Raw genomic sequence first — 26,071 nt, forward strand, 5'->3', positions numbered from 1 at the left:
TCTATAACCCCAAGTGACCTGAAGAGACTACGCCTGCATCTTCAGGCGGTTTGGGGATAAATACTAAGGCATATCATGATTAAGCGACACTTAGCTGGACTCGTTTTTGGGCTCAGTCTGTTTCTCCCTCATAGCGTATTGGCGCAGCCCGCTAAACGCATTATTGCGCTCTCTCCCCATGCGGTGGAAATGCTTTACGCCATAGGTGCGGGCGATACGATTGTGGCCGCAACCGATTATGCGGATTATCCCGAGGCGGCAAAAAATATCCCACGTATTGGTGGTTACTATGGCATTCAAATGGAGCGGGTGATGGAGCTTAATCCCGATCTGATTGTGGTGTGGGATTCGGGTAATAAAGCCGAAGATATCAACCAGCTTAGGACGTTAGGATTTAACCTTTATGGTAGCGATCCTAAAACCTTAGAAGGCGTCGCCAAGGAGCTTGAAGAGTTAGGCCAACTTACGGGGCATGTTGAAGAAGCAAGCAAGGCTGCGGCCGCTTATCGCGCTGAGCTTATCCGATTACGGGTTGAAAATGCTAAAAAATCAGAACCTAAGGTATTCTATCAACTCTGGTCGACCCCCTTGATGACAGTCTCTAAAAACAGTTGGATCCAACAGATCATCAGTGTGTGCCATGGAAAAAATGTGTTTTACGATGCCGCCAGTGATTATCCGCAAGTCAGTTTAGAAAACGTCTTGCTGACCTTGCCCGAGGTGATTTTGCAGAGTGAAGAAGAAGGTAATGTGAAAGGGATTGATTGGCGCCAATGGCCAGAAATTCCTGCCGTGAAGAAACAGCATATTTATCAACTCAATGCCGATTTATTACACCGCGCGACGCCCAGAGCTTTACTTGGCGTTCAAGCCTTATGTGATGCCTTGGATAAAGCACGTTAAATAAAATGCCTGACAGATTATTCCGTCAGGCGTTTAGTCAGATGTTGCTATTTTCTATGCGTTTAGAAAGGCGCGTTGATGTCGACCACATTAATCAGCTTGTGGTTTACAAACTCTTTCAATCCTAAATCAATCAACTCGCGGCCATAACCTGAGCGGCGTACGCCACCAAAGGGTAAGTCGGCCTTGACCATAGTTGGATGATTGACAAACATCATGCCTGTGGAAACCTGCTTAGCGACCGCCAGCCCGCGTTGGGTATCGGCGGTAAACACTGAGCCACCCAATCCAAAGGGCGAGTCATTGGCGATGGCAATCGCTGCTTGCTCATCCTTCACTTTGTGGATACTGGACACAGGGCCGAAGAATTCCCAATAATAGGCGGGGTTATCTGGCGTCAGGTTTGTCAGTATTGTTGGCTGCACAAAGGCGCCTTGCTGCGGCACTTTAGGACCCACTTCGGTCGCAGTTGCGCCGTGTTTTATGGCATCACGGATCTTCTGCTTCAACTCATCGGCCGCGCCTTGGGAAGAGAGCGGCGCTAGCGTAGTGGCCGAGTCCATAGGATCGCCGGCTTTTAGCGCTTCGATCCCCTTGATATAACCCTTCATAAATTCATCGTAAATGGCTTCAACTAAGATCATCCGCTTAGATGATGTACAGACCTGTCCCGCGTTCCAGTGACGGCCAAACACTGCCCAGTCGATGGTTTTAGGCAGATCGGCATCTTCAAGTACGATAAAGGCATCTGCGCCACCCAGTTCTAGGGTGGACTTTTTCAGTGCCTTACCCGCCAGAGCGGCAATGATCGATCCCGCATCTTCTGATCCCGTGAGCGCAACACCATGCACTTTGGGCGAATTGATGATCTGTTCTATCTGCTCTCGGGTGGCATACAGATTTTGGAATGCACCTGAGGGCAGTCCGGCATCGCGCATTAAGCCTTCAAAGGCCGCAGCGCACTGGGGCACGTTGGATGCATGTTTGAGTAGTAAGGTATTTCCGGCTGCAAGCTGCGGCGCTAAGATGCGCGCAATTTGGTAGTAGGGAAAGTTCCAAGGTTCGATAGCCAATAATACGCCCAGCGGTTCGTTAACCAGTATCGCTTCACCTTCAGCGGGATCGGCAACCGGCAGTTTTTGCGGTGCCAGCAGTCGCTCGGCATGTTCGGCGTAGTATTCGAAAATTTGCGCCGACAGTTCGACTTCAGCTTCGGCTTCTGCTGTGACTTTGCCCATTTCTAAGGTCAGTAGATTGGCGTATTTGGATTTATTGTCTCTGAGGATCTTTGCTGCCTTAGACAGTATTGCGGCCTTGTCGGCAAAGGGAGTGGTTCGCCAGCTTAAAAATGCCTGATGGGCGGATTCTATCGCCTGTGTGACTTCGGTATCTGTTGCATTTGGAAATTCTTTAATGAGCTTTCCCGTAAAGGGATTGGTTGTTGCATAAGCCATATGTGCCTCCAAGCGTTTAACAAATAGAGCGTAAATGCCAGCTTTGGCATCGAGGGTGGAAATGTCTTGTTTGTTGTGGACTTCCTTGCCATTGATATGTGGCAAGGAAGCCTAGGATGAACGGTAAACTCGTGTGGTAGTAGGAACTATCTCAGTAGTATTAATCAATTAAATCAAATTGATAGATGGTTTCCACATACGGCGTACACGTCATATTGTTACGGTTAACAAGCTTCAGCTGTTTTATAGCGTTCAGCCATGGCATTGGCGGCTATCATGGCTTGATAGACGTCATCTGCGGTTAATTTCATCGGCATATTGCCCATAGTATCGCCCTCAGCACAGGCTATCTCAGCCACTTTGCGCCACTCGGCCTCGATAAAGGTTTTCAGCCCTAAATCTGCGAGAGTGAGCGGCAGTCCCGCCGTTTTGATAATGCGGATAACGTTATCGATTTCGGCTTTTGGGGCATTTTCGAGCACGAGCTGAGTTAGCAGCCCAAAGACGACTTTCTCGCCGTGCTGAGCTTTATGTAAGTCCGCCACCGCTGACATACCATTGTTTACGGCATGGGCGGCGGCTAACCCGCCTGCTTCTGCACCAACACCACTGAGATAGATGGTGGCTTCAATGGTTTGCTCTAGCGCAGGTGTGACTATTTTGTTTTTAACGGCGTCCATAGCAGCTTCAACATTTTCAGTCAGTAACTGATAACAAAGTTGGGCCAATCCCAGCCCTGTGCGGGAAGGCTTTTTCAGGACTAGGTTGACGCCATCTGATTGATAGCAGGCACGAGCTTCAAAATAGGTTGCCAGTGCATCGCCTATGCCTGCCGCAAAAAATCGGGCCGGAGCCGCGGCAATAATGGCAGTGTCGGCAACGACAGCATCTGGGTTCTGTGGCAGAAACAGATAGCGTTCAAACTCACCTGTTTCGGAGTAGATCACTGCAAGTGCAGTACAAGGCGCATCGGTTGAGGCAATTGTGGGGTACAAGATGACAGGCCGTTTTTGATAGAAGGCGACGGCTTTGGCGGCATCTAAGGTTTTTCCACCGCCAACTCCAACAATAACGTTGGTATGATGCTGTTCTGCCAGCGCGCCTAAGCGCTTTATCTCGGCTTCGCTGCACTCATAGTTGAATTTTTCGAGGTGGCTGCTGATCCCATTTTGATCTAGCCCAGCGACCGCTTCATTCTTCACGCGGCTGAGGATAAATTCATCGCAGATGATAAAAGCATTGTCACCAAAGTCCTTAACATAATCATGCATTTGAGCTAATAGGCCCTTGCCGATAATGAATTTTTTAGGGGAAGTGACGGTACGTGGAACTACAGTGCTCATAGAGCCTCCTTTGCACTTATGACGGTTATCCTTTCATTCTTACCCTAGCATACGCCTAAATTAATGTCATAGCATGAATGGTGGTAATGTTTTTATTGCTAAGCGTAAATTACTACTTTAGTGCTTAATTGTTAGATTAATAATGTGGCTTATTGTTTTATTCTTCGAGTTAAATGCTTTTGTTTCTCCCTGATTTAAGGCAAAGATAGGGCTAAGAGAGCGAGGCGATCTAAGCGGGCGAAGAGATGTCAGAACTCAAAAAAAGCTAACGGTGGATTGTGCGAATAGCGGTAAACGTCTGCTGTCTAAACACAGGATAGTCATTAATGTAATGGGATTTTATTACCTTAAACTCGTCCCAAGTCTTGCTCGGTGTTCATGCTTTATGTGATGCTCTGTACTGTCGTTCATTAGTGTCATAGCGAGTGAAATCGTCGGCTGAGATAAAAGACCAGTAATCAAGGAGTGAAGATGACACAGCAGAATGCGTTAGGACAATTGGTCAGTAAAGGTACGTTAATATTCTTTTGTGGCAAAATGGGCGCAGGTAAATCAACCTTATCGCGACAACTTGCTGAGGCCGAAAACTGTATTTTAATCTCGGAAGACGCATGGCTGGCGGCGCTATATCCCGATGAAATTAAAGATTTTGATACTTACTTGAGCTATTCCGCTCGCCTTAAGCCTTTGCTTAAAAAGCATGTGCAGGAACTGCTCTGTTCGGGTGTTTCTGTGGTCATGGACTTTCCCGCGAATACTATCAATCAGCGCCTGTGGTTTCGAAGCATTTTTACTGATTGCGCCGCCCATAAACTTATTTATCTTAATCACAGCGATGCGCTTTGTTTGAGTCAACTCGATAAACGCAGACAAAGCCACCCTGAGCGCGCCATGTTCGATACTGAGGCGATGTTCTGGCATGTGAGCCGTTATTTTCAGCCGCCGACTATGGATGAAGGCTTTGAGCTTGAGGTGATAGAAAGATAAGTTCGTGAATAAAAACAATAGGAAATATCATGTACCAAGTACTTGAAGGCGTTGTGTCTGCCAATGATTTTGTTCGCTTACGACAGATTTCAGGCTTAAGCCCTAGACCATTGGAGGGCGCCATTAAGGCCTTGCCAAGGAGTTTATATGGCGTGCAAATAAAGCTCGCTGAGCAGACTGTGGGTATGGGGCGTGTGGTTGGTGACGGCGCGCTCAACTTCGAAATTGTTGATATTGCAGTGGATCCTGAGCATCAAGGTAAGGGATTAGGGCGGCTTATTATGCAGCACATCATGGCTTATTTAGATCGTGAGGCTTTTGAGGGCGCGTATATTACCCTGATGGCGGATGTGCCAGAACTTTATGAAAAGTTTGGCTTTAAATTTAGTCGTCCCGCAAGTGAAGGCATGTATATGGTGAAATAACGTCGCTAACCAATACACTTGTAGCTTAGGCACTTATAGCTGTAGAACTCAAACAGTAGAACTCAAAACAACAATCAAAGGAAGATTACCCCATGAATACCTTACTTATTTGCTTATTTGTCGCCATGTTATTGCCATATCTTGCGAAAGGTCCAGTGGCTTGGGCGATGGCAAAGGCGGGTGGTTACGATAATAATCATCCCCGTGCTCAGCAGGCGCAGCTCACTGGTTTTGGCGCTCGCGCTTTAGCGGGACATCAAAATGCCTTTGAATCATTGCTGGTGTTTGGCCTAGCCGTATTAGTGGTTATCGCCACGGGCAAAGTGAATCCCACCACTGAGTGGCTCGCAATCGTCCATGTAGGCGCCCGCTTTGTGTATCACATCCTCTATCTTGCCAACAAAGGCACCTTAAGATCCCTCACATGGTTTGTTGCCATCTTCAGTGCTTTCGGGATTTTCTTTCAGGCTTTTTAAGCTTGGATATTAAAGGATCTGCGCCAGTTTTTTGATACTTTCCCGCAACTCATCACGCGTATGAGCGGCATAGCCCAGTAAGATTGCTTGCCTTGGATAGGGCGCTTGGCAATATCGAGACAAAGGCTGTGCACCTAAACTGAGTTGGCGGCATTTATTGATCACTTCCTCTTCGGTTAAGTTGCCTTTTAGCCAACATACGAGGTGAATACCTGAGTCAGAGGTTTGAACGGACAATTTGTCGGGCAGATACTGCTCAATTGCCGCGATTAACGCCGTTTGGCGTGCTAAGCTGGCTTTTCTCACTCGGCGAACATGCCGCGAGTAATGTCCTTCGGCGATAAACAACGCTAATGTTGCTTGCTCTAGGTGAGCCGTGTGCGTATCGGCATAATATTTTGCCAACTGGAAAGCCTGTATCAGTTTAGGGGGCACCACCAAAAAGCCGAGTCGCAATTCGGGCAGCAGCATCTTGGAAAAGGTGCCAGCGTAGATCACCCTTTGATGTTTATCGAGCCCCTGTAATGCCTGTATCGGACGGGCGCTATAACGAAACTCGCTATTATAGTCATCTTCTAAAATCCATTTACTCTGCTCAGCGGCCCAATCGAGTAAGGCCAATCGTCGTGGCAGACTTAGCATACCGCCGAGGGGAAATTGGTGTGAGGGCGCGGTAAAAGCCAGTTTCACTGCGGGCCACCGCTGTATCGCATCGGCAATATTTGTGCCCTCATCATCAACACTCACAGGACGAACTTGCATATTTTGCGAGAGAAAAGCGCCTAAAGCCCCGTCATACCCAGGTTCATCAAGCCAGACTTCATCTCCCTGTTGGAGTAGTACCTGCGCTGTGAGGTTAATGGCCTGCTGAGTTCCATTGACTATGATGATCTGCTCAGGTGTGCAATTGAGGCCGCGGGTCGAACGCGCATAGTCACTTATCGTCTCACGCAGCGGCAAATACCCCGCGCTATGGTTTGATTTACCTAAGGTTTTACGCGATTGCCGCCAAACTCGGCCTAACAGCCGTCCCCAAAGTTGGTGCGGGAAAAGATCAATACATCCGACGCCAATATTAAACATGCTATGGCTGTGGTCCGTATTTCCCTTCGCTTTCAGTCGCGCCATTTCTATTAACTGTGGATTAATTTCTAATTCGGAATCAGTGGCTTGAGCGCTTTCTATGGCACGGTTTGGAATATCGATCAATTCATCGGGAATGGTATCTGACACATAAGTGCCCGATCCCGGTTTAGTCAGCAGATAGCCTTCATCAATCAGGCGCTCAAACCCTTGCAGTACTGAGTTACGTGAAATCTGCATGGTTTCCGACAAGGCTCTGCTGGATGGGAGCTTCATTCGCGGGTGTAAACGTCCATCAAGAATGGCCTCTCTAAACGCATGATAAAGCTGATCTTTGAGGATGCCATCTTTGAGTTGCAAGTGAGGGAAATTGGATTGAGGTTTTTTCATTTGCTAACTGGTACTGTAAAAAATGCAAAAAGTGTACCTTATGCGGTACCACAATTGAATCTAGAATCTTGCTTCAGTAAAACTGAGACCATTTACTTAATTTCAAGGAGTGCGCTAATGTCCAGCCAGTCACTAACAGTAACCATTGATATGGTTAAAGAAACAGACTATTCACTCTGGTTACCACACTGGCGTGATTACCAGACTTTTTATAAAGTGGCGTTATCGGAAGCGACCACCCAAGCCACGTGGCGCCGATTCTTCGATGACCAAGAACCTATTTATTGCGCCGTCGCAAGAGAGGGCCAAAACTTACTCGGTTTTGTACACTATGTTTTTCATCGTTCTACTTGGGCCGAAACGGATTATTGTTATCTTGAAGACTTGTTTGTTGCCCCAACGGCAAGGGGTCAACATGTTGGAAAACAATTGATTGAGTATGTAAAGCAAGCGGCCATTGAACACAACTGCGCGCGCCTGTACTGGCATACACAGGAAACAAATTTAACCGCGCAAAAACTCTATAACTGGATTGGTGAAAAACCGGGCGTTATTGAGTACAGAATGCCGCTGTAAGGAAGGGCCTTTAATTAACGCATTAACTGGTTAGCTTATTGATGCGTTTATTATCAGCGTCTTGATAGTCTAAAATCCTTTCAATCCTAATGCTAAAGGGCTTTTAGCATTAGGTTTTAATGCACGTTTTAATTGCGACTAATCGCAGCGATCACTGCATCGGTCAGCTCCCGAGTATTCGCCGTTCCGCCCATATCGCGGGTTAAAGACTGCTTACCTTTCAATACGTTTTCTATCGCGCTGAGTATCAGGTCGTGCATTGCGCTATAACCTAAATGTTGCATCATCATAGCGCCAGCCCAAATTGTGCCTAAAGGATTGGCAATACCTTGGCCTGCAATATCCGGCGCCGAACCATGTACCGGCTCAAACATCGACGGAAATTCCTTGCTTGGATTGATGTTCGCCGAAGGGGCAATGGCGATAGTGCCAGTGCACGCAGGGCCAAGATCAGACAGGATATCGCCAAACAAATTTGAGCCAACAACCACGTCAAAATGCTCGGGTTGCAGCACGAAATTTGCCGTCAGAATATCGATATGATATTGGTCGACCTTAACATTGGGATACTGTTTTGCCATTTCCCCGACGCGACTATCCCAATAGGGCATAGAGTGAAATATGCCATTGGATTTGGTCGCCGAGGTTAAGTGCTTTGCTTTGCGGCTTTGGGCTAAATCGAAGGCATATTTTAAGATGCGGTCTGTTCCACGACGGGTAAAAATGCTCTGCTGGGAGACAATCTCATGTTCAGTACCTTCATATTGAATGCCGCCGACGGCGGAATATTCGCCTTCCACGTTTTCACGTACTACATAAAAATCGATATCGCCGGGCTTTTTACCCGCGAGTGGGCAGGGCACGCCTTCAAATAACCGAATAGGCCTAAGGTTCACGTATTGCTCAAAGGCTCTGCGGATCGGTAGTAGCAATCCCCAGAGTGAAATATGGTCGGGAACTCCTGGAAATCCAACAGCGCCTAAGTAGATGGCATCAAAGGATTTTAGTTGCTTAAGTCCATCCTCTGGCATCATGCGACCGGTTTTATGGTAGGTTTCACAGGACCAGTCGAAGTAGGTCCACTCAAACACCACACCTAAGATTTTTCCTGCGGCTTCGAGTGTGCGTATCCCTTCGGGGATCACTTCTGTACCTATGCCATCTCCGGCAATTACGGCGATTTTTACCTTAGACATCTTTGACTCCAATAGGGGATTCTGCGTTTTTAGTATGTTATTCCATATTCGTATCGTGTATGAATAGGCTAAATGTTTTGTTAAGGATTACGAATCGTGAGTCAACTGCCGCCACTTGAAGATTTACGGGTCTTTGTTATCGCCGCAACAAGCGGGGGATTTACAGCCGCTGCGGAGCAATTATCTTTTTCTCCAGCGTATGTGAGTAAACGCATTGGCCTATTAGAAAAAGCGCTCGGAGTGCGTTTGTTTCTGCGCTCTGCCAGACGTGTCAGCCTCACCTTAGAGGGCAAGATTGCCTTGGAATGGTCCGAACGTTTGCTCGATACCATGGAGCAAATGAGCCTTGAAATTAGCTTAGAGCAGCAAGTGCCACGGGGGCGATTACGTATTGCAACTAGCACAGGATTTGGCAGCCACTGTATTGCGCCGATTATTTCAGACCTCGTGTTCCACTATCCCGAATTAGAAGTTGATTTAGAGTTGCTCGACCGTCCGGTCGATCTGGTCTCTGAAGGTTTTGATCTGGAGATCCGTGTCGGTGGCGAATTGCCACCGCAAATGATAGCTAAGCGTCTTGCGAGTAATTATCGGGTATTGGCGGCATCGCCGACCTATATCGACACGCATGGCATGCCAAACAATCTCGCGGCATTAGCCGAGCATAAGTGCATAGGGATCCGCGAGCGCGATCAAAACCATAGAGTGTGGCGATTGGAAAGTGCGGCTGGCATAGCCTCGGTTGATTTAGCGGCTTCCTTGATGACCAACAATGGCACAGTCGCTAAGCAGTGGTGTCTTAAAGGCCACGGTATTATGTTGCGCTCCATCTGGGATTTACAGCAAGATTTCTTAAGTGGCACATTAGTCAGAGTACTCCCCGAGTATCATCAATCCGCTGAAATTCATGTAATTTATGCCTCACGATTAGAAACGTCTGCCAAACTTCGCACCTGCGTCGCCTATCTTGAAGAGGCATTACCTCGTTTTGCTGGCACTGGAATAAGTTGATTTTATTTCGCCAATCTCTATGGGCGAGTGAACGCTCGCTATTTTTATATTGAGTTTAAATAAATCAAGATGTTGGATTTAATTGCTGACATTGGGTCAAGAGGCGGCCAAGAAGGCGCTCGTCCTATTCTCCTTAAAAAATGATCGTAATAGGTCATTTTGTATATCTATTAAGCAAACTGTCAGGTTTTTACTGTTACCTTACGCCCCCGATGTATTGGCTAATCCCATTGCTACCGTTTTACCTCAGTTAAAGAGATACCATGTTTATAAAGTTTAAGCTTCCCGTTGCTATGCTCGCACTCATTGCTTTGTCTGTTTTATGCTCTTCGGTGTATGTGCAAGAAACGCTAGCGACTAAGCTGATTTCAAATAGGCTGCCATTTGATGCTCTTGGTTTTCAGTCACAGACGGCTTCCAATTCTTTAGTTGCCAGTCCGAGTGCTCAGCATCATATGCAGAGTTTGCCAAAACTGATGACGACTTCCTTGGTGCAAGCGAATCAAGGTGCTGTTGCCAATCCAACGGTTGCTGAACACTTCTCATCCCCAAAAATGCTTGAGCAGTTATCCTTCGACAATCCAGAGACTAAACAACTGAGTCTGAATATCAGTTCTCTCGATGAACTCATGGGCTTGTTTGACTCGCTTAATTACACGCCAGAAAGCTTTCGTGATGGTAATAAATCGGTCCCTAGATTGACCTTTGATGCCGTGGGAGAGGGCTGGAGTTCAGTGTCAAGCCAACTCCCGGTGAAGCAAAAGAAAATGGTGTTTCTTAGAATGATTGCCCCTTTAGTCTTATTGGCGAATGAGAAAATTTTACAAGAAAGACAGGTCATTATGTCTGCCCCCCTCGATGATATTGCGTTATTAGCCTTAGGGGTAAAGTACAAAGTAATAAGCAGTGAAGATAAACCGCTGTTAGAAGCCCAAAGACAAATGCTACTTGAAAGGGTGGATATCCTGCCGCCATCGTTAGTGTTAGCTCAAGCAGCAAAAGAAAGCGGTTGGGGCACATCGCGATTTGCCCGTGAAGGTAATGCATTATTTGGGCAGTGGGATTTCAAGGGTAATGGTATGGAACCTAGGCAGAAGCGCCAAGGTTTAGGCAATTATGGTTTAGCACGATTCGATACACCATTTGCTTCAGTAGAAGGGTATTTGTTGAATTTGAATACCCATAATGCTTATCAGAAGATGCGAGATTTTCGTGCTCAATCAAGACAAGCTAATCAAGCTGTGACAGGCTCTGCACTCGCAGGGACGTTAGACCGATATTCGGAGCGTGGGCACGCCTATGTTGAGGCGATTCGTCAGATGATCCGCACCAATAAGCTATATCTGGTGGATGATATTTATTTAAGTGATGACGCACCATTACATCTATTAACAAGAACAAACTAAGTGATTGGTAAAATAACCATTTTCACTTAGCCTGAATAAAGCGCACTTTAATTAGGCTTATATAGGTCAATTTAATCAAGGGCACCTGCATTACCCTATATCCCAATTTTAAACTTTGCCTTTTTGCTGGTAATTGTCTTCAAGGTCTTGAGTTAACCATTAGGATAAAAGGATAAGCAGTGCCTGATGTTCGATATTAATGTTTACCTTTCTGTAATCGCATAACTTTCATCTGTGTTATAGCGGATGATAAACCCCTTTTTGTCACCATCATGGTAATACTTCAGGGACAGTAATCGATCCTTGTTATCGATTTCATATGTCCAGCCACGTTGCTCATTGTCGCTGTAATTGGACAGTGAATAACCGCCATCCTTCTTGTAGCGGATGCTGATTTGACTGTCTTGCCCCTGTTCATTATTTTGCAGCTTTTGGACATGCCCCTCTTCATCGAATTCATATTCTTTGATGAGGTTGCCATGATGATAATCAGAAAATTTGTATAATTTTCCTTTACTATCATAATAATATTGTTTCCCATGCTTAATCGATGGCGTATTTCTAAAGGGGGGATTTAGTATGTCCTTACAGTCATTGCTATAGGGATTTTCTCGCATTATGCACTCGTCCTGAGAGGGCTTGACGGGCAAGGTTTCGTCATATTCATAATGACTTAACTCCATAAGCCGGTGATTATGGTTAGGATCCAATATCGCCTGCATGCCATGGTATTCACCTTTGCGATAGTGTCTAATGCCGCTAACTACATCTTGTGCTGAGTACCAAATACTCTGACCATCGAGCAGGCCCTGCTTATAATGCTTATTGGCAAAGAGTACATTTTCATCGCTGATTAGTTTTTCTTCACCTTCGCGTAATCCATTGAGATAAGTCACTTCGATCCGTGATTTCTTGTCAGTTTTAAATACCCAAGGGCCAGTGCGCTTGCCATCAAGGTAAGCCCCGTTACCCACATAGTTGCGGTATTCGCCAAGCGAGACTTTATCTACCCAAGGGCCTTGTTTAATGCCGTTTTGATAGTGACCTTTATTGCCATTGCTCTCAAGCCATTCACCGTCTTTGACGCCGTTGCGATAAATGCCTTTTTCAGACAATCGCTTATCCCCTGTGTCTGCGCCATATTCGGGCTCATAGATTTCATAGGGGCCATCGAGTACTCCTTGATTGTAATGGGCAAAACCGTAGTTATCTGCCTCATCGAACATGGACTGTGCAATCCATTTACCTTGCTTTTTACCGTCAAGATATTCACCTTCCCAATAGCTTGCTTGGCCGTCAGCCTCCATCCATTTACCGACTTTTTTGCCTTGTTTGTACTGACCATTCAACATGATATTGGCATTACGGTTATCGTAGGCGATATAGGGGCCATCGAGCACACCTTGGGCATAATGACTTTCAAGCGCAAGTCCAGCCCAAGAACCACCGAGATTCATATAATCATAAGCTGGGCCCGTTTTTGGGATTTCACTCTCACCGCTGTTTAGCCAGTTCACATCATCGGCTTCAAAGACAACGCTCACCAACACAAAACTGCCCTGTTGTTCGCGATAATCATTGCGATAAAAGTGGGTCACTAAACTGTATTGATGCTCGCGGCCTTGGGCATCTTTATCTTTGCGGGTGAGGGGGTAACGTAATTTATATTCGTCCGCGGTTTTCACATCGGCGGGTAAACCTTTAGCATTGCGATAGCCGATTAAGGTTGGTTTGAGCTTGGTTGAACCATCGATAATCGCTTTAATGGCGGGATCTTCTATCGCCTCAACATCATAGGTCATGCGATATTGCTGCGGCGGAATTTGGTTTAACACTTTGCGGGTGTCGCTGACGGTAAATGACGATAACGTCGGGGCGACTTCATCCAGCACAACTTGAAGGCGTGGCAGCTTAGTGAGCTTTGAATCCTCAAAACCATAACCCCGTAAATGCTGACCATCAGCATCTTTAAGCATGACCACGACTTCTTTGTCGCCACCCTTATCAAAGTCATAGTAAAAAACGGCCACAATTTCAGCCGCACCATAATCATCAAGATGTACGCCGGGCGCATCGCCGTCGGACATTTCGCTCCACACTTGATTGTCTTTTTGGTGAAAATTAAGCCATTGGCCATTCGGTAAATCGACAGTGGGATGGACGGCTTTGCCCGCAGCGCTTGCCGCAGGAATAACCATTAAAGAGGATAACAACACCATGCCCGCTGCAGTGAATAAACTGCGAATCGAAAGTTCCATTTAACTACACCTTTTATACCGATAACTTGCGCCTCATGCGCACCAGTAAACGGGCCGAATTTTATGCGAAGACAAGCACTTCAGGAAGTAGCTGATACAAAAAAGGCCGCAATAGCGGCCTGTTAAGATCCAATATTTAACAATCAGCGATGGTACGTAGCATTTATTTCGTGGGTGTCTTTTAGGGTAATCATTTAGATTTTATTGAAAACGGGTTTTAAAAGAAAATGAGCTAAAAATATTACAATAACAGCTGCTTAAATTTAATGGGGCACTGAAGCAGTGCTTCAATTTTGCTTTGTTTCGCTTGTTCTGAATCTACATTCCCAGTGGTGTAAAACGTTATTTCTGGATCGAGTATCGGGCTACACGTTTGGTGTTCGATTTTCAACAATGAGTGCGTTCGATTAGCAATGGCTAATCCAGAATTAATGACGGTAACCTGGTGGGGAAGGGCATTTTTGATTTCTGCATTGATAAGTGGAAAGTGAGTACAAGCCAGCACTAATACATCGGTATTAAACGCATCGGGTTTGTTAAAAATACGCTGAATTTCCTGGGTTACAATGTCGGGATCAAACCCATTGCCGAGAAGTTTTTGCTCTGAGGCGAGAACCAGCACTTCAGAGTCTTCTACTAAAACCTTACATTCTGTAGCGAAATTCGTGATCAGCATCTTCACATAAGCTGAGTTCACCGTGGTGTGAGTGCCAAGTACCATCACTACCTTTGATTTTGATAACGAAGCGGCAGGTTTTATCGCAGGGACAACGCCGACAATAGGTATATTGAGTTCAGCACGAAGTAAGTCTAGCGCAATGGTACTCGCTGTATTGCAGGCGATAACTATGATATCGGGTTGAGTCAGCGAGCTTGCTTTGGATATAACGTCTAAAATTCGCTTTTTAAGTATATCGTGCGGCTTTTTTCCGTAAGGGAAAAAGCCAGCGTCAGAGACGTAACTCAGCCGTATGTTGGGGATTCTCTTTTTTATTTCGGCCGCGACAGTTAGTCCACCTGAACCTGAATCAAAAACTAATATTGAGCTATCCATTGCACCTACCTTCACATAATCAACACATTTAATTTTGCCATAGACACAGGAGCGTTAGTCGAATTGGCATACAGCTTCAAGAGGCGCATTTTGCTCTTTCAGCCTATTTTGATCAATGAGGATATGTTTGGTTAAGACTTTTTCGTAAACAAAAAATCTTTTGGTGAGTTAATGCAATCTACCGCAGGGTGAGATCATGAATACTCAGTTTTGTCCGCAGTTTAGTTTGGATGCCAACTTAATCCTTCGTGCGTTTGTAAATATTGGTGGAGCTTTAATTCCGTATATCCATTAAGCACTATCATTCCAGTGATACGCAGCAAGTCCGTCCCTGAATGCTCGAACGTGACATCTGCTGTATAGGACATACTAATGTCGCGATCACATGGATGTGAATAAGCGACCATGCCACGGACGGTCACTTCCATGATAGTGCATAATTTGGTTAATTCCTGTGTATGTCTGATAGTTGATTTGATGTATTTCTAAAATAAAAATCAAAGTCGTGGGGCTTCACCCCACACCCGACCAAGGAGGACTGCTCGTCCTATCCTCCTTGGATGCTCCATGACGCCCCTAACGGAGTTGAAAGCCCCTTGTGCTCATAGGCAATTTTGCTATCGCTTCCGAAGGATGCGTCCCTGCACCTGCGAAAGCTAGTCGGTCATCCATGACCGAACTCACGCAATTTGCCTATTCGCCCTGCGGCAACTCCGAGGGGATGACGTATTCCTTCAGCTTTGTGTTACTAGCAAGTCATTAAGGAATAAACATTAATCTTATGCTAGTTTTATCTATTAGTTGAGACGTTACATTATCTATGAAGTTTTTTGAGGTGTAAAAAACAAATCAGATTTTTAATTCTAATCATCAGTAGTATAATGTTTCAATTTAAAAATAAGTTCTTTACCATATTTTCGTTCTATCTGCTTTAAAAAATCTGGGTCTATGAATATAGCATGTGCTAAATTCCCGTTGAGCTTAAGTATATCTTCATCAGAAAGTTTATTTAGAGCAAAATGGTGTATAGCAGCTAATAATTTCCGTTTTGTATTTCTGCCAACACTTAGATTTCCATCATTTGTTAATGTAACGCCTGTTACATGCCTATTGTGTGCTTTAGACGACAATAAAGTCTTTTTTAAGTTTATTTTTAGTTGGCCGTCATAGAGAGTATTAAGTATTTTCCTTACATATGCTGGAAAACTCAACAGTACATCTTTCTCATTAGTCGAAAAAGTAAGATCATCAGCATAGCGAGTGTAGTTTATACCTAATTTTTTACAGTATTTACTAATGCTCTCATCAAATTTAAAGAGAATAAAATTAGACACTAGTGGCGAACTAGGTGCTCCAATACTTAAAACTAAATTTGTTGATCTGCGCCGTTTCCAGAATAGGAATCCTTCTAATATTTTCATATCAAGATCTGAAAGTTTAATGCCATTTTTTTTACATTCATTGAAAAACAATGAAGGTTTAATACTAGGGAAAAAATCTTTCAAATCCATCTTAAGTAAGTACTTAGAATTGGCGTGTGGTCTAGCATTATCCTTAATACTCAAACCTTTAGTATATGCTTTGGCAGCACTATGAACAGGTAGCCTAACACTTAACTGTTGAACAATTATTCTTTGTATGAATTTAAGTTCTTTTGATGGATGAGCAATTATCCTACGGTCAGAAGAATTTCTTTTAGCAATTGAATATACTTTATAGCGATAAGGTGAACTAGTTGCAAAAGAAATGATTTCCTCATCATCCATAAATAGTAAACTAGCAAGTAATTCCGATAAGTTCACTTTGCATTACCTCTAAGTTTTTTCTGGATTTCACTTGCTGCAGCTATTCTTTTTCGAGAAGGACTATTAGTTTCAGTAACGTAAGATATTTTTAAATTCATTACTAATTTTTTTTCATCGAATGCATTTGAATTTTTATCTGCGCCAAATTTCACCCTTGGATTTGTCCTGTCAAGTGGATAATAATACTTGTATACACCGTACTCATATGTATTTAAGTATTCCAACCTATTGAGCAAGTATAGTAAGCGAGTAACTTTATTCCTATCTTCATCAAGTCCAAGTGAAACCAATGTAAGTTCAATTTCAGTCAATAAAATCGGGTATGAAAGGCGAACAATCTCTAATAGCAACAAAGCCACATGTCCAGAATTATTCTTATTGAATGCAGGGTTTTTAGGGATTGTATTTCGCTTCTCTAGTAAAGCGTCAGATAAGTCCTGCATATGTATATTAGGATAATCTAGTACTTTATTATCTGGCCAAGGATATATTGCAACAGAAGATGGTTCTTTCTTCCGTATGTGCTCTAATGGTCCAAGGTAAATGAAGGAATCCTCTTTCTCTGTTTCTTCTCTTGGCGCAACTATTAGAAGTTTTTTATAAAAATTTGGTTTAGTGCAGAACATCCCTAGCTCAACAAGAGAGCCTGGGCTTTCTAAAAAAATAACAACAACGGAGGCTAACTGAGCAATGTCATCTTCAAATATAAGTAAATCACTGTAAGCATGTTCCCTAAAATAGTCTTTAAAGGTTTCTGCTAAAACAATTTCTTCTTCAATATCTGGATGAGAAGAAGCTAAACTTGCGATTAATCGATGCCTAAAACTCTGAGGAATACTTTCTTTTACATCTACTGGGCCGCCACATACAAAAATTCGATGATCTGGATAGTTGACCTTAAAATTACTGATGTCAAAAGACTCGAAGACATCAATAATTGCATTTTCAAACTTATCACTCACTGTGGCTTATTCCCTGAAAAAATAGACGGGCATAATGCCCGTCTATTGATGGTTTACTCTTTACTTGGAGGCTAGCGTTAGAACTTTCTCTGGCGCTCCTGAGGCACGAAGGATCGTCAGAAAAGTTCTAACGCAACCCTAAATGCACTCAATAAATTAGTGTCTAGCGAAACGCCCGACAAGGTTGAATATATTCGACCCAAACGCTAAAGAGTAGGTTGATTATAGGAAGATTCACCCTTTAGAACAAGATATTAAGTAAGATTTATATATGATGCCAAATGATGTTAGAAAGAGTCTTCTTTAACGAACTTATAAACAAAACTTTAAAGCACAGAAGTTCACTATTTCCTGCGAAGTTGCTGAAGGGCGTTGAAGAAAATAGCGTGACGCAGACAGGACGTCTGCGTAACTTTCGGGGGGAAGGGACGCCCCATCGGAAGCGTTAGTTATTTTCGAATAAGCACGAAGCCAGTACCCAATGCATGTAACTTCGCTAGGGACGCCGGGGGATTTCCAAAAGGGGAATAGGCGTTTTTTCCCTTTCGGTCGGGTGTGGGGTGAAGCCCCACGACGTTGACTTTTATTTTAAAGACAATGATAAAAAACCAATCAGTTGGTTGCAAAACTCCACATGGCTCGAATCAACTCATCATTAATCTCAAACACCATCACTTCAAAGAGATAATCTTTAATCTCACTAATGCGTTTGCCCAACAACGATGGCTCAGCACATCGTTGTTAGACATCTACTGAATGTTACTTCGCGGTAATTGAGCCTTGAGTTCCTGCATCAGTATCAATCCACGAGCTGTCTTTATTCATGCTTGCATCAGGGTAAATGGTGAACTCCACCATGCCTTGTTTGAATTTGATTGCGCCATCACTATGGCTCGATTTTACGTGTTTACCATTAACCCAAACCTGATTTTTATCATCGATTTGAATGTTGGCAACCGTCGCGCCTGAGCTGGCGGTTGCAAGCCATTGTCGGGCATTGGGAATGATTACCTTAGCGTCATCTGCGGTTTGGGACATGGCGCTTGCCTTAGCATTTTCCTCTTTGGTTTTGTGGATATCGCAGCCTTGGGCTTCTGACATTTGGGTGCAGCCAGAGCGCTCGAGTAACTTGCGATATTCGTCGTTAATGGCGTAGCTATTTGCCGATATTAATAGTGCAATGCTTGCTGTGATGATGATTTTAGTGTTCATGAGTTCCCTCGTTAGTATCAAGTTGTGGATCGCTCATTGCTAGTTTGCAGTGTGAGCTGATGGTTAATTGTAGAGGGTGCTTAGCAATTTTCTATTGGGCAAAAGTACATTTAATTCTATGCCGGGTTTAGCCGTAATGACCTTACTGCTATTGCTGCTTACATTGCGGGGCATAAGCCATGCGCTGTTTACACGCAATCCTTGCGAGGTGATGCGTTAAAATACAGTTGATCACATCGATAAAATACTTTGCGTCTATTGGTTGATGCAGTTGCCCCCGTTTGCTCCATGTTTAGCGATTAATGCTCCAGCTGCTTTTCAAATTGTTCGAACAGAAAATCTAAGAATAATCGCAGTCGTTTGGGCTGATATTGGCGGCTGATGTATACCACGTTGAGGTCGGCACTTGAGACTGTGGTCGAGCTATTAAAGTTTTTCATGTAGCCATTTAAAACTGTCACTAAGCGTTGCTGATTAATGTCATTTTGCACATCGAGCAGTGATTTTAACGCGATCCCCGCGCCTTCTAATGCCCAGCAACGGATCACTTCGCCATCATCAGAAAACCGTTTTGGGGTGACAGTGACTGAGTTGCGGCCTTCTTGGTCTTGAAAGTGCCAAGTTTTGAGCTCTTCATTACTGCGCAGCATAGCGAGGCAATCATGATGGCTGAGGTCTTGCGGTTTAACGGGAGTGCCTTTACGCGCAAGGTATTCCGGGGATGCGCACAGTACCCGTCGACTCGGTGCGAGCCGCCTTAAAATCAGATTACTGTCAGTTAAATCACCGTAGCGAATAACGACATCTATGCCCGATTCGGCAATATTAGACAAATTATCATTGAGATACAGATAGGGAACGATATCGGGGTAGCGGTCGGTGAAGGCGGACAAAATCGGCAGTATATATTGTTTACCTATATCTTTTGGCGCAGCAATTTTTAAGGTGCCTTTGACCTCTTTTACCCCATTCTGCAGCAAATTTTCGGTTTCTTTTACATTTTCGATAATCCCCAAGCATGCTTGGTGATACAGGGCCCCTGAGTCTGTGAGTGACAGATGTCGAGTGCTTCGATTGAGCAGCTTAACCCCGTAGCGATCTTCAAGTGCTTGTAAGCGCGCCGTGACGGTTGCTGGAGAAAGTCCGAGCTCGCGGCCCGCCGCTGCTAATCCTTGATGTTTCACTATGCTGATAAACAGCGCCATATCTGAAAATTTATCCATTTTCACTTCTATTATTTGTCTGGGCTGAATAATGAATTCATATATTAATCAATTATCAAAATATGTCGAATGAATATACTGGCTCCACTAACCAATCAGCAGTACAGAGAGTAGTCATATGAGCAGCCATATCAGTAATCAGATTAGTAATCAGAGCAATAGCGATAAAGCTGTGGTTGTCATCATCGGCGGAACATCAGGAATAGGGGCTGCGCTTGCTAGGCAGCTAACGGTAGACAACCAGATTGTCCATGTCGCCAGTCGTCAAACAGGCGTAGATGTGGCGGACGAACAATCGGTAAATCGATTTTTTGAATCCATTGGTGCGTTCGATCACTTAGTGATCACCGCGGGTTCTTCTGCGCCAGCTGGCAAGGTCGTTGATGTCGATATTCAACAAGCTAAAGCGGCTTTTGACACTAAGTTTTGGGGTTCAATCAATGCTACAAAACAGGCGGTTCGTTACATTAAACAAGGTGGTTCGATCACGCTAACCACTGGGATGCTGTCACGAAAAGTGGTCGCTAATACCTATGTTAAAAGCACAATGAACGCCGCCTTAGAAGCCTTTACTAAGGTGCTCGCTAAAGAGCTTGCCCCCATTAGAGTCAACGCCGTTAGCCCTGGATTAACAAGAACCGGGTCAATGCCAGCGCAAACGGCGATGTACGAACAAGCCAAAACCACATTGCCTGTGGCAAAAGTGGGTGAGCCGAGTGATATCGCTATGGCCTATTACCTTGCCATTAACAACAGCTTTATGACTGGCGCCATTATCGATGTTGATGGTGGCGCGCTGATTAACTAATGCGCTGAATAAATAGTGCTTTTACCCATGATTGCACCGAGCTGATAACACATCGCCGGTATGTTCCCTACACAAAATTTAAAATAAGCGAGATTACAATGAACAAGGAAAAAATGCCGTTACAAGTGTGGATACTAACGCTAGCAGCGTTTGCAATTGGCACCGCAGAGTTTGTGATTGCTGGTATCCTGCCACAAATTGCCACGTCTTTGTCTATTAGTGAAGGTCAGGCAGGGTATTTGATCAGCGCCTATGCATTGGCAATTGTGTTTGGAGGTCCTATCCTCACGATTTACTTGGCGCGGTTCAATAAAAAAACCGTACTGACCAGCTTAATGGTGCTGTTTATCTTGGGTAATTTGCTGTCGGCATTTGCCCCCAATTACACCTTGCTGATGATTAGCCGAGTGATTACTGGCTTAGTTCAAGGCCCATTTTATGGCATAGGTGCCGTAGTGGCGACCAGTTTGGTATCTGAAAAAATGGCCGGACGTGCTGTGGGTCAGATGTTTGCGGGTTTAACTTTAGCGAACGTATTGGGTGTACCAGGTGGCACTTGGATTGGCCTGCAATTTGGTTGGCAAACCACCTTTATCACAGTCGCGATATTGGGCGTTATCTCAATCGCGTCTATCTTCAAGTTTATTAATGCGACCGGCCATGGTGAAGCGAAAAATGTTTCGGCTCAGCTGCGAGCGTTTAAAAACCCTATGTTGTTGATTAGTCTTGCTATCACTGTATTTGCTTGGTCCGGTTTTATGACTGTTTACGGTTATATTGCGCCAATTGCGATGCACATTACGGGCTTTAGTGAACATGCAGTAACGTGGATTTTAGTTATCGTCGGCTTAGGTTTGATATTGGGTAACACTTTAGGTGGGCGTTCATCGGATAAAAACCTGCAGAAAGCGTCGATGTTTTGGGCGATAGCCATGATAGTGTCGCTGCTACTGGTTGGTTTCGCGCTGGACAGCAAAGTGATGTTTGTGATTGCCGTTTTTGTCTTTGGTATCGCTTCGTTTGCTAATGTTCCTGCAATGCAGTTACGGGTAATGAATCACGGTGGTGAAGGCCAAGAGTTGGCAGCAACCGCTAATATTTCAGCCTTTAACCTAGCTAATGCGTTCGGTGGATTTTTAGGGGGGATGGTGCTGGATAGTCAGATGGGTGCAGGCATGATCCCTTATGCAGCAGTGATTGTCCCTGTGCTTGGCTTAGTGTTTATTTCGATGGTAAACAAACGTGAGACACGTGCCGCGAATGCTGTAGCTGTGCCTAGTATTTAAATGTGGTAGAAAGTCTGATTACTTCTGATATTGGCTGCAATTTATTTTAGCTAAAATGCTCAATGTAACTCATTGAGCATTTTGTATTTTAGGCTCAAATGTAGCTGACCTTTGTGATTCTGCAAGATTGATTCATCTATCGTCTATCTTGCTTAATTTATATTCGGACTAGACACACTTTTAAATTCCACTTAATAACTGGTCATGTTAAGCATCAGAAATATGCCAACTCCCGGCGAAGCTACTAATCAATACCTGTAACTTCGCTAGGGTGAGTGCTGTGTAGCAACGTTACGAACGAGAGTCAGGGATGGCGAACTGGCAGTTAGGCATCATCGCCATGACAGCTTTCTTTCCCTCTAATATTTTTTCAGTTAAGTACACTATTCTAATAGCTTAAGCTGTGTTTTTCCCCATTGGGTGGCATAGGGCATGGCTTCTTGCGGGCTGAGGACAAACTCTTGCTCGCATCCATCGCCGCGGGGCGTTTCCCAGAATTTGATCCCCTTTTGCTCAAGGGTGAGTTGGTAATATCCTGAGCCGTCTGATGTGGGGCATTCTGCGTCCGGTGCTTTGCCAGCAAACAATTTGTCCCTTAATGCAGGGGGTAAAGGATGACTCATACCCACGAGCATACTTTGTGGTTGCGTATCGGCGAGAAACCACTGCCACGGGTGGAAAGGTTTGCCGTCGGTAAGGGAGAAACTCACAAATTCTTGGCTGATACCATTGGCGCCATAACCTGCCGCCCAGCGATATAGGCGCACACTGAGCCAATGCTGATTAATAAAAATCGGTTCGGCAAAGGTTTCGTCAGTCACAAAACTGCCCATTTGTGCCAGCATTCTGCGGCGAGTATCAAAGGTTTGTGCTAGTTGGGCTTCATCGGTGAGCTTATGTTCAAGCCATTGATTAATTGCCAAGATACCCGTTTGTGGGCCTTTAAATTCGATACCCACATCTGTGCCAAAAGTCAGCGGGCGATACTCAATATTTTCGTAGTTTTGCCATTTACCTCGGCTGAGTTTTGGCGTGGTTTCTAGCGGTAGATTGTAAGCATCGGCACCACAATCCTCGACCTTATCTGGGCTGATTTCTCGCTCAAGTTGCACTGGTAATGATTTACTCGCGGTATCTTTAAACCAATGGCCGCTCAGTTTTTGTGGCGTGACACTATCAAACTGCCAATTTCCTGTATTGCCTTCTTCTTTCCACAGTTCATCTTGCTGCTCGAGTCTTATCGGCGTTAAGTAGCGTTGATAGTAATAACTGCCTGTTCCATATTGATTAAAACAAATTCTGACCTTGCTTTTACCTAACTGTCCCTGCCAGATCCCTGTGAGTTCATTGACCGCAAAGGTCGGCAAAGAGATCGCGGCGGTCAGCAACAGGCTTGAAGATAAAACGGAGAATAACATCCTTGTGGGCATACTGATTTTCTCTTAAAAGGTGATAAGTAAGGGCCGTATTCTAAGCGCTGGATACTGACCGATTGTGGATTAAAAATCAAAATCTGATAAAAAAGTCGCCCGTAGGCGACTTGATGTTAAAGACTTAAGGCTTATTTAACTTGCCAATCAATGGCTTCACCAGCACGGATTGGCACTACGTTAGTATCGCCAAGCGGGTAAGTTGCAGGGACATCCCATGACTTTTTGACCAGCGTAATGGTATCGGTATTACGTGGCAGATGGTAAAAGTCTGGGCCGTTAAAGCTTGCGAACGCTTCGAGTTTATCCAGCGCATTGACCGACTCGAAGGCTTCGGCATACAGCTCTATGGCAGCATGAGCCGTGTAGGAGCCCGCGCAGCCACAGGCCGCTTCTTTCTTATCCTTGGCGTGTGGCGCTGAATCTGTACCTAGGAAAAACTTCTTGCTGCCGCTTGCCGCTGCACCTAACAACGCCTGCTGGTGGGTATTGCGTTTTAAAATCGGCAGGCAGTAAAAATGCGGACGAATACCGCCTGCCAGCATGTGATTGCGGTTATACAGTAAATGGTGGGCTGTGATAGTCGCGGCCACATTGTCTGAGGCTTGAGTGACAAAATCGACGGCATCTTTGGTGGTGATATGCTCAAGCACGATTTTAAGCGCGGGGAAATCGGCGACAATTTTACTGAGGATATTTTCAATAAAGACACGCTCGCGGTCGAAAATATCAATAGCTGAATCTGTGACTTCACCGTGGACTAAAAATAGCATGCCGACTTCTTGCATGGCTTGGAGTACGGGATAGATGTTTTTAACATCGGTTACGCCGGAATCTGAGTTAGTCGTCGCGCCCGCTGGGTAGAGTTTAGCAGCGACAATTTTACCCGAGGCTTTGGCCTTGCGGATTTCATCTGGGCTGGTTTTGTCGGTTAAATACAACACCATTAAAGGTTCGAACTGTGAGCCCGCGGGCACCTGCGCTTTAATGCGATCGTAATAGGCCAGTGCGGTTTCGGTATCGATAGCGGGGGGCACTAAGTTTGGCATCACGATGGCGCGGCCCATATAGCGGCTGATGTCGCGCACTGTATCTTTAAGCTGGGCGCCGTCTCTTAAATGAATATGCCAGTCGTCTGGGCGAGTGATTGTTATTGTGGTCATAGGGTTTGGTCTTTTGATCGTTTTTGCTGCGAGGGTGGCAGGATCTTATGTGGCAAGGATTTTACTGTAAAGGGAAACTCGGCTGTTTTGGTTAATAAATCTAGATTCTAGACCCTAGAATCTAGGAACTGCTTTTTCAATCGGACACTTTTCATTTCACTGCTGCGGACACTTTTAAATAAAAGCGCCAGTGTCCGCGGACACTTTTATCTGTAATTTTTTATTAAGATTATGAAAGTAAATGATTTTACTTGTTTGGCATAGGCTTTGCTGTCTCTAGGGTAGAGATTTCCAATAGTGTCCGTTGATACGTTCCGGCACTGATGATTCCAACAGGGAAGCGAGTAAAGCCATGATTAAAGATACTAGCGGCCAAGATACAGTACTTGTGCCATCGACCTCTAAACGTCTTAAGTTACCGCTGATCATTGGCGGTTGCGCCTTATTAGTCAGCGCCTTAGTTTGGGCTAGCTTGGGCACTGATAGCGTGAGCAAATCCTTAAGCCGCAGCGACATCACTACCGCAAAACTCTTCGTTGGAACGTTAACCCGCGATGTGGCGACCACAGGTAAAATCGTGGCGGCCAATGCGCCTATTTTGTATAGCACTGAGGAAGGTACTGTGACTCTGCTCAGCAATCCTGGCGATACTGTTAATAAGGGCGATGTGGTCGCCAAACTTGATAGTCCAAGACTCACTAATCAGCTAGCGCAAGCCAAGTCCCTATTAGCGGGTATGGAGAGTGCATTAGAGCGCGCTAAGTTGGATGCAAGACGCGATCAATTACAAGCTTATCAAACCTTAGATATCGCAACGGTCGATCTTGAAGCGGCGGATAGGGAAAGCCGACGCGGAGAGGAGCTGATTCAAAGTCAGCTTATTGGCCAGATTGATTATGAAAAAGGCAAAGATGATCTACACAAAGCCAAGCTGAAGTTTAAGCATGCAGAGCAAGAAGTTGCGTTAACGAAAGATACGTTAACCTTTGAAATTAAAAATAAAGCCCTAGAAGTTGAGCGTCAAACTCTCGCGGTGCGTGAATTAGAACGTCAAGTCGATGCCTTGAATATTGTCGCACCTGTTAACGGTATTATCGGTAACTGGATTACCGAGCAGAAAACCCGTCTTAGCGCTAACCAACCGATTTTAACCGTCGTGGATTTAAGCGCCTATGAGGCTGAGTTAGCCGTGCCTGAGTCCTATGCGGACGATCTGGGTTTAGGCATGGAAGTCGAGTTGAGTTTTGGCAGTATTAAGTTAATGGGCAAGTTATCGTCAATTTCCCCTGAAGTGCGTAACCGTGAAGTGACCGCTAGGGTGCAATTTGACCAAAGCGACAGCCTAACACTGCGCCAGAATCAACGTATCTCGGCCCGAGTGTTATTAGAGCACAGACCCAATGTTCTTATGGTAAAACGCGGCGCCTTTATGACCAGCGGTGGGGGTAATGTGGCTTATCAAATCGAGGGCGATTTAGCCAGTCGTCGTGAGGTTAAGCTTGGCAGTACTAGCCTGAGCCAAGTCGAAGTGCTTGATGGTGGCAAAGCCGGAGATGAGTGGGTTATTTCAAGTGTCGACCCCTTTAATCACGCCGAACAGGTCAGAATTCATTGATGACC

22 protein-coding genes are annotated in these 26,071 nt (G+C 45.0%); 10 read left to right on the forward strand and 12 right to left on the reverse strand.

All coding sequences use genetic code 11. The features are described from left to right. Window positions 1-75 precede the first annotated feature (75 nt). Window positions 76-903, forward strand: a complete 828-nt coding sequence (locus tag L5M71_RS06485; RefSeq protein ID WP_263207283.1) for a cobalamin-binding protein — start codon at window positions 76-78, stop codon at window positions 901-903. A gap of 62 nt (window positions 904-965) precedes the next feature. Here the strand turns inward: L5M71_RS06485 and L5M71_RS06490 are convergent, their stop codons facing one another. Together L5M71_RS06490 and L5M71_RS06495 are read right to left on the reverse strand one after the other, a co-directional pair. Next, window positions 966-2,357 carry an NAD-dependent succinate-semialdehyde dehydrogenase gene (locus L5M71_RS06490; protein WP_263207285.1) on the reverse strand — a complete coding sequence of 464 codons (1,392 nt, stop codon included), beginning with the start codon at window positions 2,355-2,357 and terminating at the stop codon, window positions 966-968. 224 nt (window positions 2,358-2,581) lie between these two features. Next, window positions 2,582-3,700 (reverse strand): glycerol dehydrogenase, encoded by a 1,119-nt coding sequence (locus L5M71_RS06495; protein WP_131525605.1) that lies wholly within the window; start codon window positions 3,698-3,700, stop codon window positions 2,582-2,584. Window positions 3,701-4,171: 471 nt separating this feature from the next. Here L5M71_RS06495 and L5M71_RS06500 point away from each other — a divergent pair, with 471 nt between their 5' ends. The 3 genes from L5M71_RS06500 to L5M71_RS06510 all read left to right on the forward strand — a co-directional run bounded on the left by L5M71_RS06500 (window position 4,172) and on the right by L5M71_RS06510 (window position 5,588). Continuing rightward, entirely contained in the window at window positions 4,172-4,687 is a 516-nt protein-coding gene (locus L5M71_RS06500; RefSeq protein ID WP_263207287.1) for an AAA family ATPase, read from the forward strand. 29 nt (window positions 4,688-4,716) lie between these two features. After that, window positions 4,717-5,112, forward strand: a complete 396-nt coding sequence (locus tag L5M71_RS06505; protein WP_028759277.1) for a GNAT family N-acetyltransferase — start codon at window positions 4,717-4,719, stop codon at window positions 5,110-5,112. Window positions 5,113-5,204: 92 nt separating this feature from the next. Further along, the gene (locus L5M71_RS06510) at window positions 5,205-5,588 is read left to right on the forward strand and encodes an MAPEG family protein (protein ID WP_113941155.1); all 384 of its coding nucleotides are present in this window, start codon (window positions 5,205-5,207) and stop codon (window positions 5,586-5,588) included. A gap of 9 nt (window positions 5,589-5,597) precedes the next feature. Here L5M71_RS06510 and L5M71_RS06515 read toward each other — a convergent pair whose 3' ends face one another. Further along, window positions 5,598-7,061: a PLP-dependent aminotransferase family protein gene (locus L5M71_RS06515; RefSeq protein ID WP_263207289.1), complete on the reverse strand. Its 1,464-nt coding sequence runs from the start codon at window positions 7,059-7,061 to the stop codon at window positions 5,598-5,600. 117 nt (window positions 7,062-7,178) lie between these two features. Between L5M71_RS06515 and L5M71_RS06520 the strand changes: the two genes are divergently transcribed. Next, window positions 7,179-7,637, forward strand: coding sequence for a GNAT family N-acetyltransferase (locus L5M71_RS06520; RefSeq protein WP_028759274.1), 459 nt, complete (start codon window positions 7,179-7,181; stop codon window positions 7,635-7,637). A gap of 128 nt (window positions 7,638-7,765) precedes the next feature. Here L5M71_RS06520 and L5M71_RS06525 read toward each other — a convergent pair whose 3' ends face one another. Further along, the gene (locus L5M71_RS06525) at window positions 7,766-8,833 is read right to left on the reverse strand and encodes a tartrate dehydrogenase (protein WP_263207291.1); all 1,068 of its coding nucleotides are present in this window, start codon (window positions 8,831-8,833) and stop codon (window positions 7,766-7,768) included. A 96-nt stretch (window positions 8,834-8,929) separates the two neighbouring features. On the opposite strand from L5M71_RS06525, the gene L5M71_RS06530 reads away from it, so the two are divergent. Both L5M71_RS06530 and L5M71_RS06535 read left to right on the forward strand, forming a co-directional pair. Further along, window positions 8,930-9,844, forward strand: coding sequence for a LysR family transcriptional regulator (locus L5M71_RS06530; protein WP_263207293.1), 915 nt, complete (start codon window positions 8,930-8,932; stop codon window positions 9,842-9,844). Between the two features lie 263 nt (window positions 9,845-10,107). Then, window positions 10,108-11,250 carry a glucosaminidase domain-containing protein gene (locus L5M71_RS06535; protein WP_263207295.1) on the forward strand — a complete coding sequence of 381 codons (1,143 nt, stop codon included), beginning with the start codon at window positions 10,108-10,110 and terminating at the stop codon, window positions 11,248-11,250. A 203-nt stretch (window positions 11,251-11,453) separates the two neighbouring features. On the opposite strand, the gene L5M71_RS06540 is transcribed toward L5M71_RS06535, so the two are convergent. The 6 genes from L5M71_RS06540 to L5M71_RS06565 all read right to left on the reverse strand — a co-directional run bounded on the left by L5M71_RS06540 (window position 11,454) and on the right by L5M71_RS06565 (window position 19,764). Next, window positions 11,454-13,508, reverse strand: coding sequence for a toxin-antitoxin system YwqK family antitoxin (locus tag L5M71_RS06540; protein WP_263207297.1), 2,055 nt, complete (start codon window positions 13,506-13,508; stop codon window positions 11,454-11,456). 241 nt (window positions 13,509-13,749) lie between these two features. After that, window positions 13,750-14,562, reverse strand: a complete 813-nt coding sequence (murI, locus tag L5M71_RS06545; protein WP_263207299.1) for a glutamate racemase — start codon at window positions 14,560-14,562, stop codon at window positions 13,750-13,752. An 863-nt stretch (window positions 14,563-15,425) separates the two neighbouring features. Beyond that, window positions 15,426-16,364, reverse strand: a complete 939-nt coding sequence (locus L5M71_RS06550; protein ID WP_263207301.1) for a retron St85 family RNA-directed DNA polymerase — start codon at window positions 16,362-16,364, stop codon at window positions 15,426-15,428. After that, window positions 16,361-17,329: a retron St85 family effector protein gene (locus L5M71_RS06555; protein ID WP_263207303.1), complete on the reverse strand. Its 969-nt coding sequence runs from the start codon at window positions 17,327-17,329 to the stop codon at window positions 16,361-16,363. Before L5M71_RS06555 ends, L5M71_RS06550 begins: the two co-directional genes overlap by 4 nt. A gap of 759 nt (window positions 17,330-18,088) precedes the next feature. Beyond that, window positions 18,089-18,541 (reverse strand): hypothetical protein, encoded by a 453-nt coding sequence (locus tag L5M71_RS06560; protein WP_028761683.1) that lies wholly within the window; start codon window positions 18,539-18,541, stop codon window positions 18,089-18,091. Window positions 18,542-18,840: 299 nt separating this feature from the next. After that, window positions 18,841-19,764: a LysR family transcriptional regulator gene (locus L5M71_RS06565; protein WP_028761684.1), complete on the reverse strand. Its 924-nt coding sequence runs from the start codon at window positions 19,762-19,764 to the stop codon at window positions 18,841-18,843. 118 nt (window positions 19,765-19,882) lie between these two features. Between L5M71_RS06565 and L5M71_RS06570 the strand changes: the two genes are divergently transcribed. Together L5M71_RS06570 and L5M71_RS06575 are read left to right on the forward strand one after the other, a co-directional pair. Then, the gene (locus tag L5M71_RS06570; protein ID WP_049821802.1) at window positions 19,883-20,572 is read left to right on the forward strand and encodes an SDR family oxidoreductase; all 690 of its coding nucleotides are present in this window, start codon (window positions 19,883-19,885) and stop codon (window positions 20,570-20,572) included. A gap of 98 nt (window positions 20,573-20,670) precedes the next feature. Further along, window positions 20,671-21,858: an MFS transporter gene (locus tag L5M71_RS06575; RefSeq protein ID WP_028761686.1), complete on the forward strand. Its 1,188-nt coding sequence runs from the start codon at window positions 20,671-20,673 to the stop codon at window positions 21,856-21,858. A 383-nt stretch (window positions 21,859-22,241) separates the two neighbouring features. Here the strand turns inward: L5M71_RS06575 and L5M71_RS06580 are convergent, their stop codons facing one another. Together L5M71_RS06580 and pyrC are read right to left on the reverse strand one after the other, a co-directional pair. Next, window positions 22,242-23,288, reverse strand: a complete 1,047-nt coding sequence (locus L5M71_RS06580; protein WP_263207306.1) for a hypothetical protein — start codon at window positions 23,286-23,288, stop codon at window positions 22,242-22,244. A 131-nt stretch (window positions 23,289-23,419) separates the two neighbouring features. Then, entirely contained in the window at window positions 23,420-24,451 is a 1,032-nt protein-coding gene (gene pyrC / locus L5M71_RS06585; protein ID WP_263180162.1) for a dihydroorotase, read from the reverse strand. 352 nt (window positions 24,452-24,803) lie between these two features. On the opposite strand from pyrC, the gene L5M71_RS06590 reads away from it, so the two are divergent. Continuing rightward, window positions 24,804-26,066 carry an efflux RND transporter periplasmic adaptor subunit gene (locus L5M71_RS06590; protein ID WP_263207308.1) on the forward strand — a complete coding sequence of 421 codons (1,263 nt, stop codon included), beginning with the start codon at window positions 24,804-24,806 and terminating at the stop codon, window positions 26,064-26,066. The last annotated feature ends 5 nt before the right edge of the window (window positions 26,067-26,071 follow it).

Source organism: Shewanella sp. SW1 (genome assembly GCF_025653545.1).
In the GTDB taxonomy this organism is placed as follows: domain Bacteria; phylum Pseudomonadota; class Gammaproteobacteria; order Enterobacterales; family Shewanellaceae; genus Shewanella; species Shewanella oncorhynchi.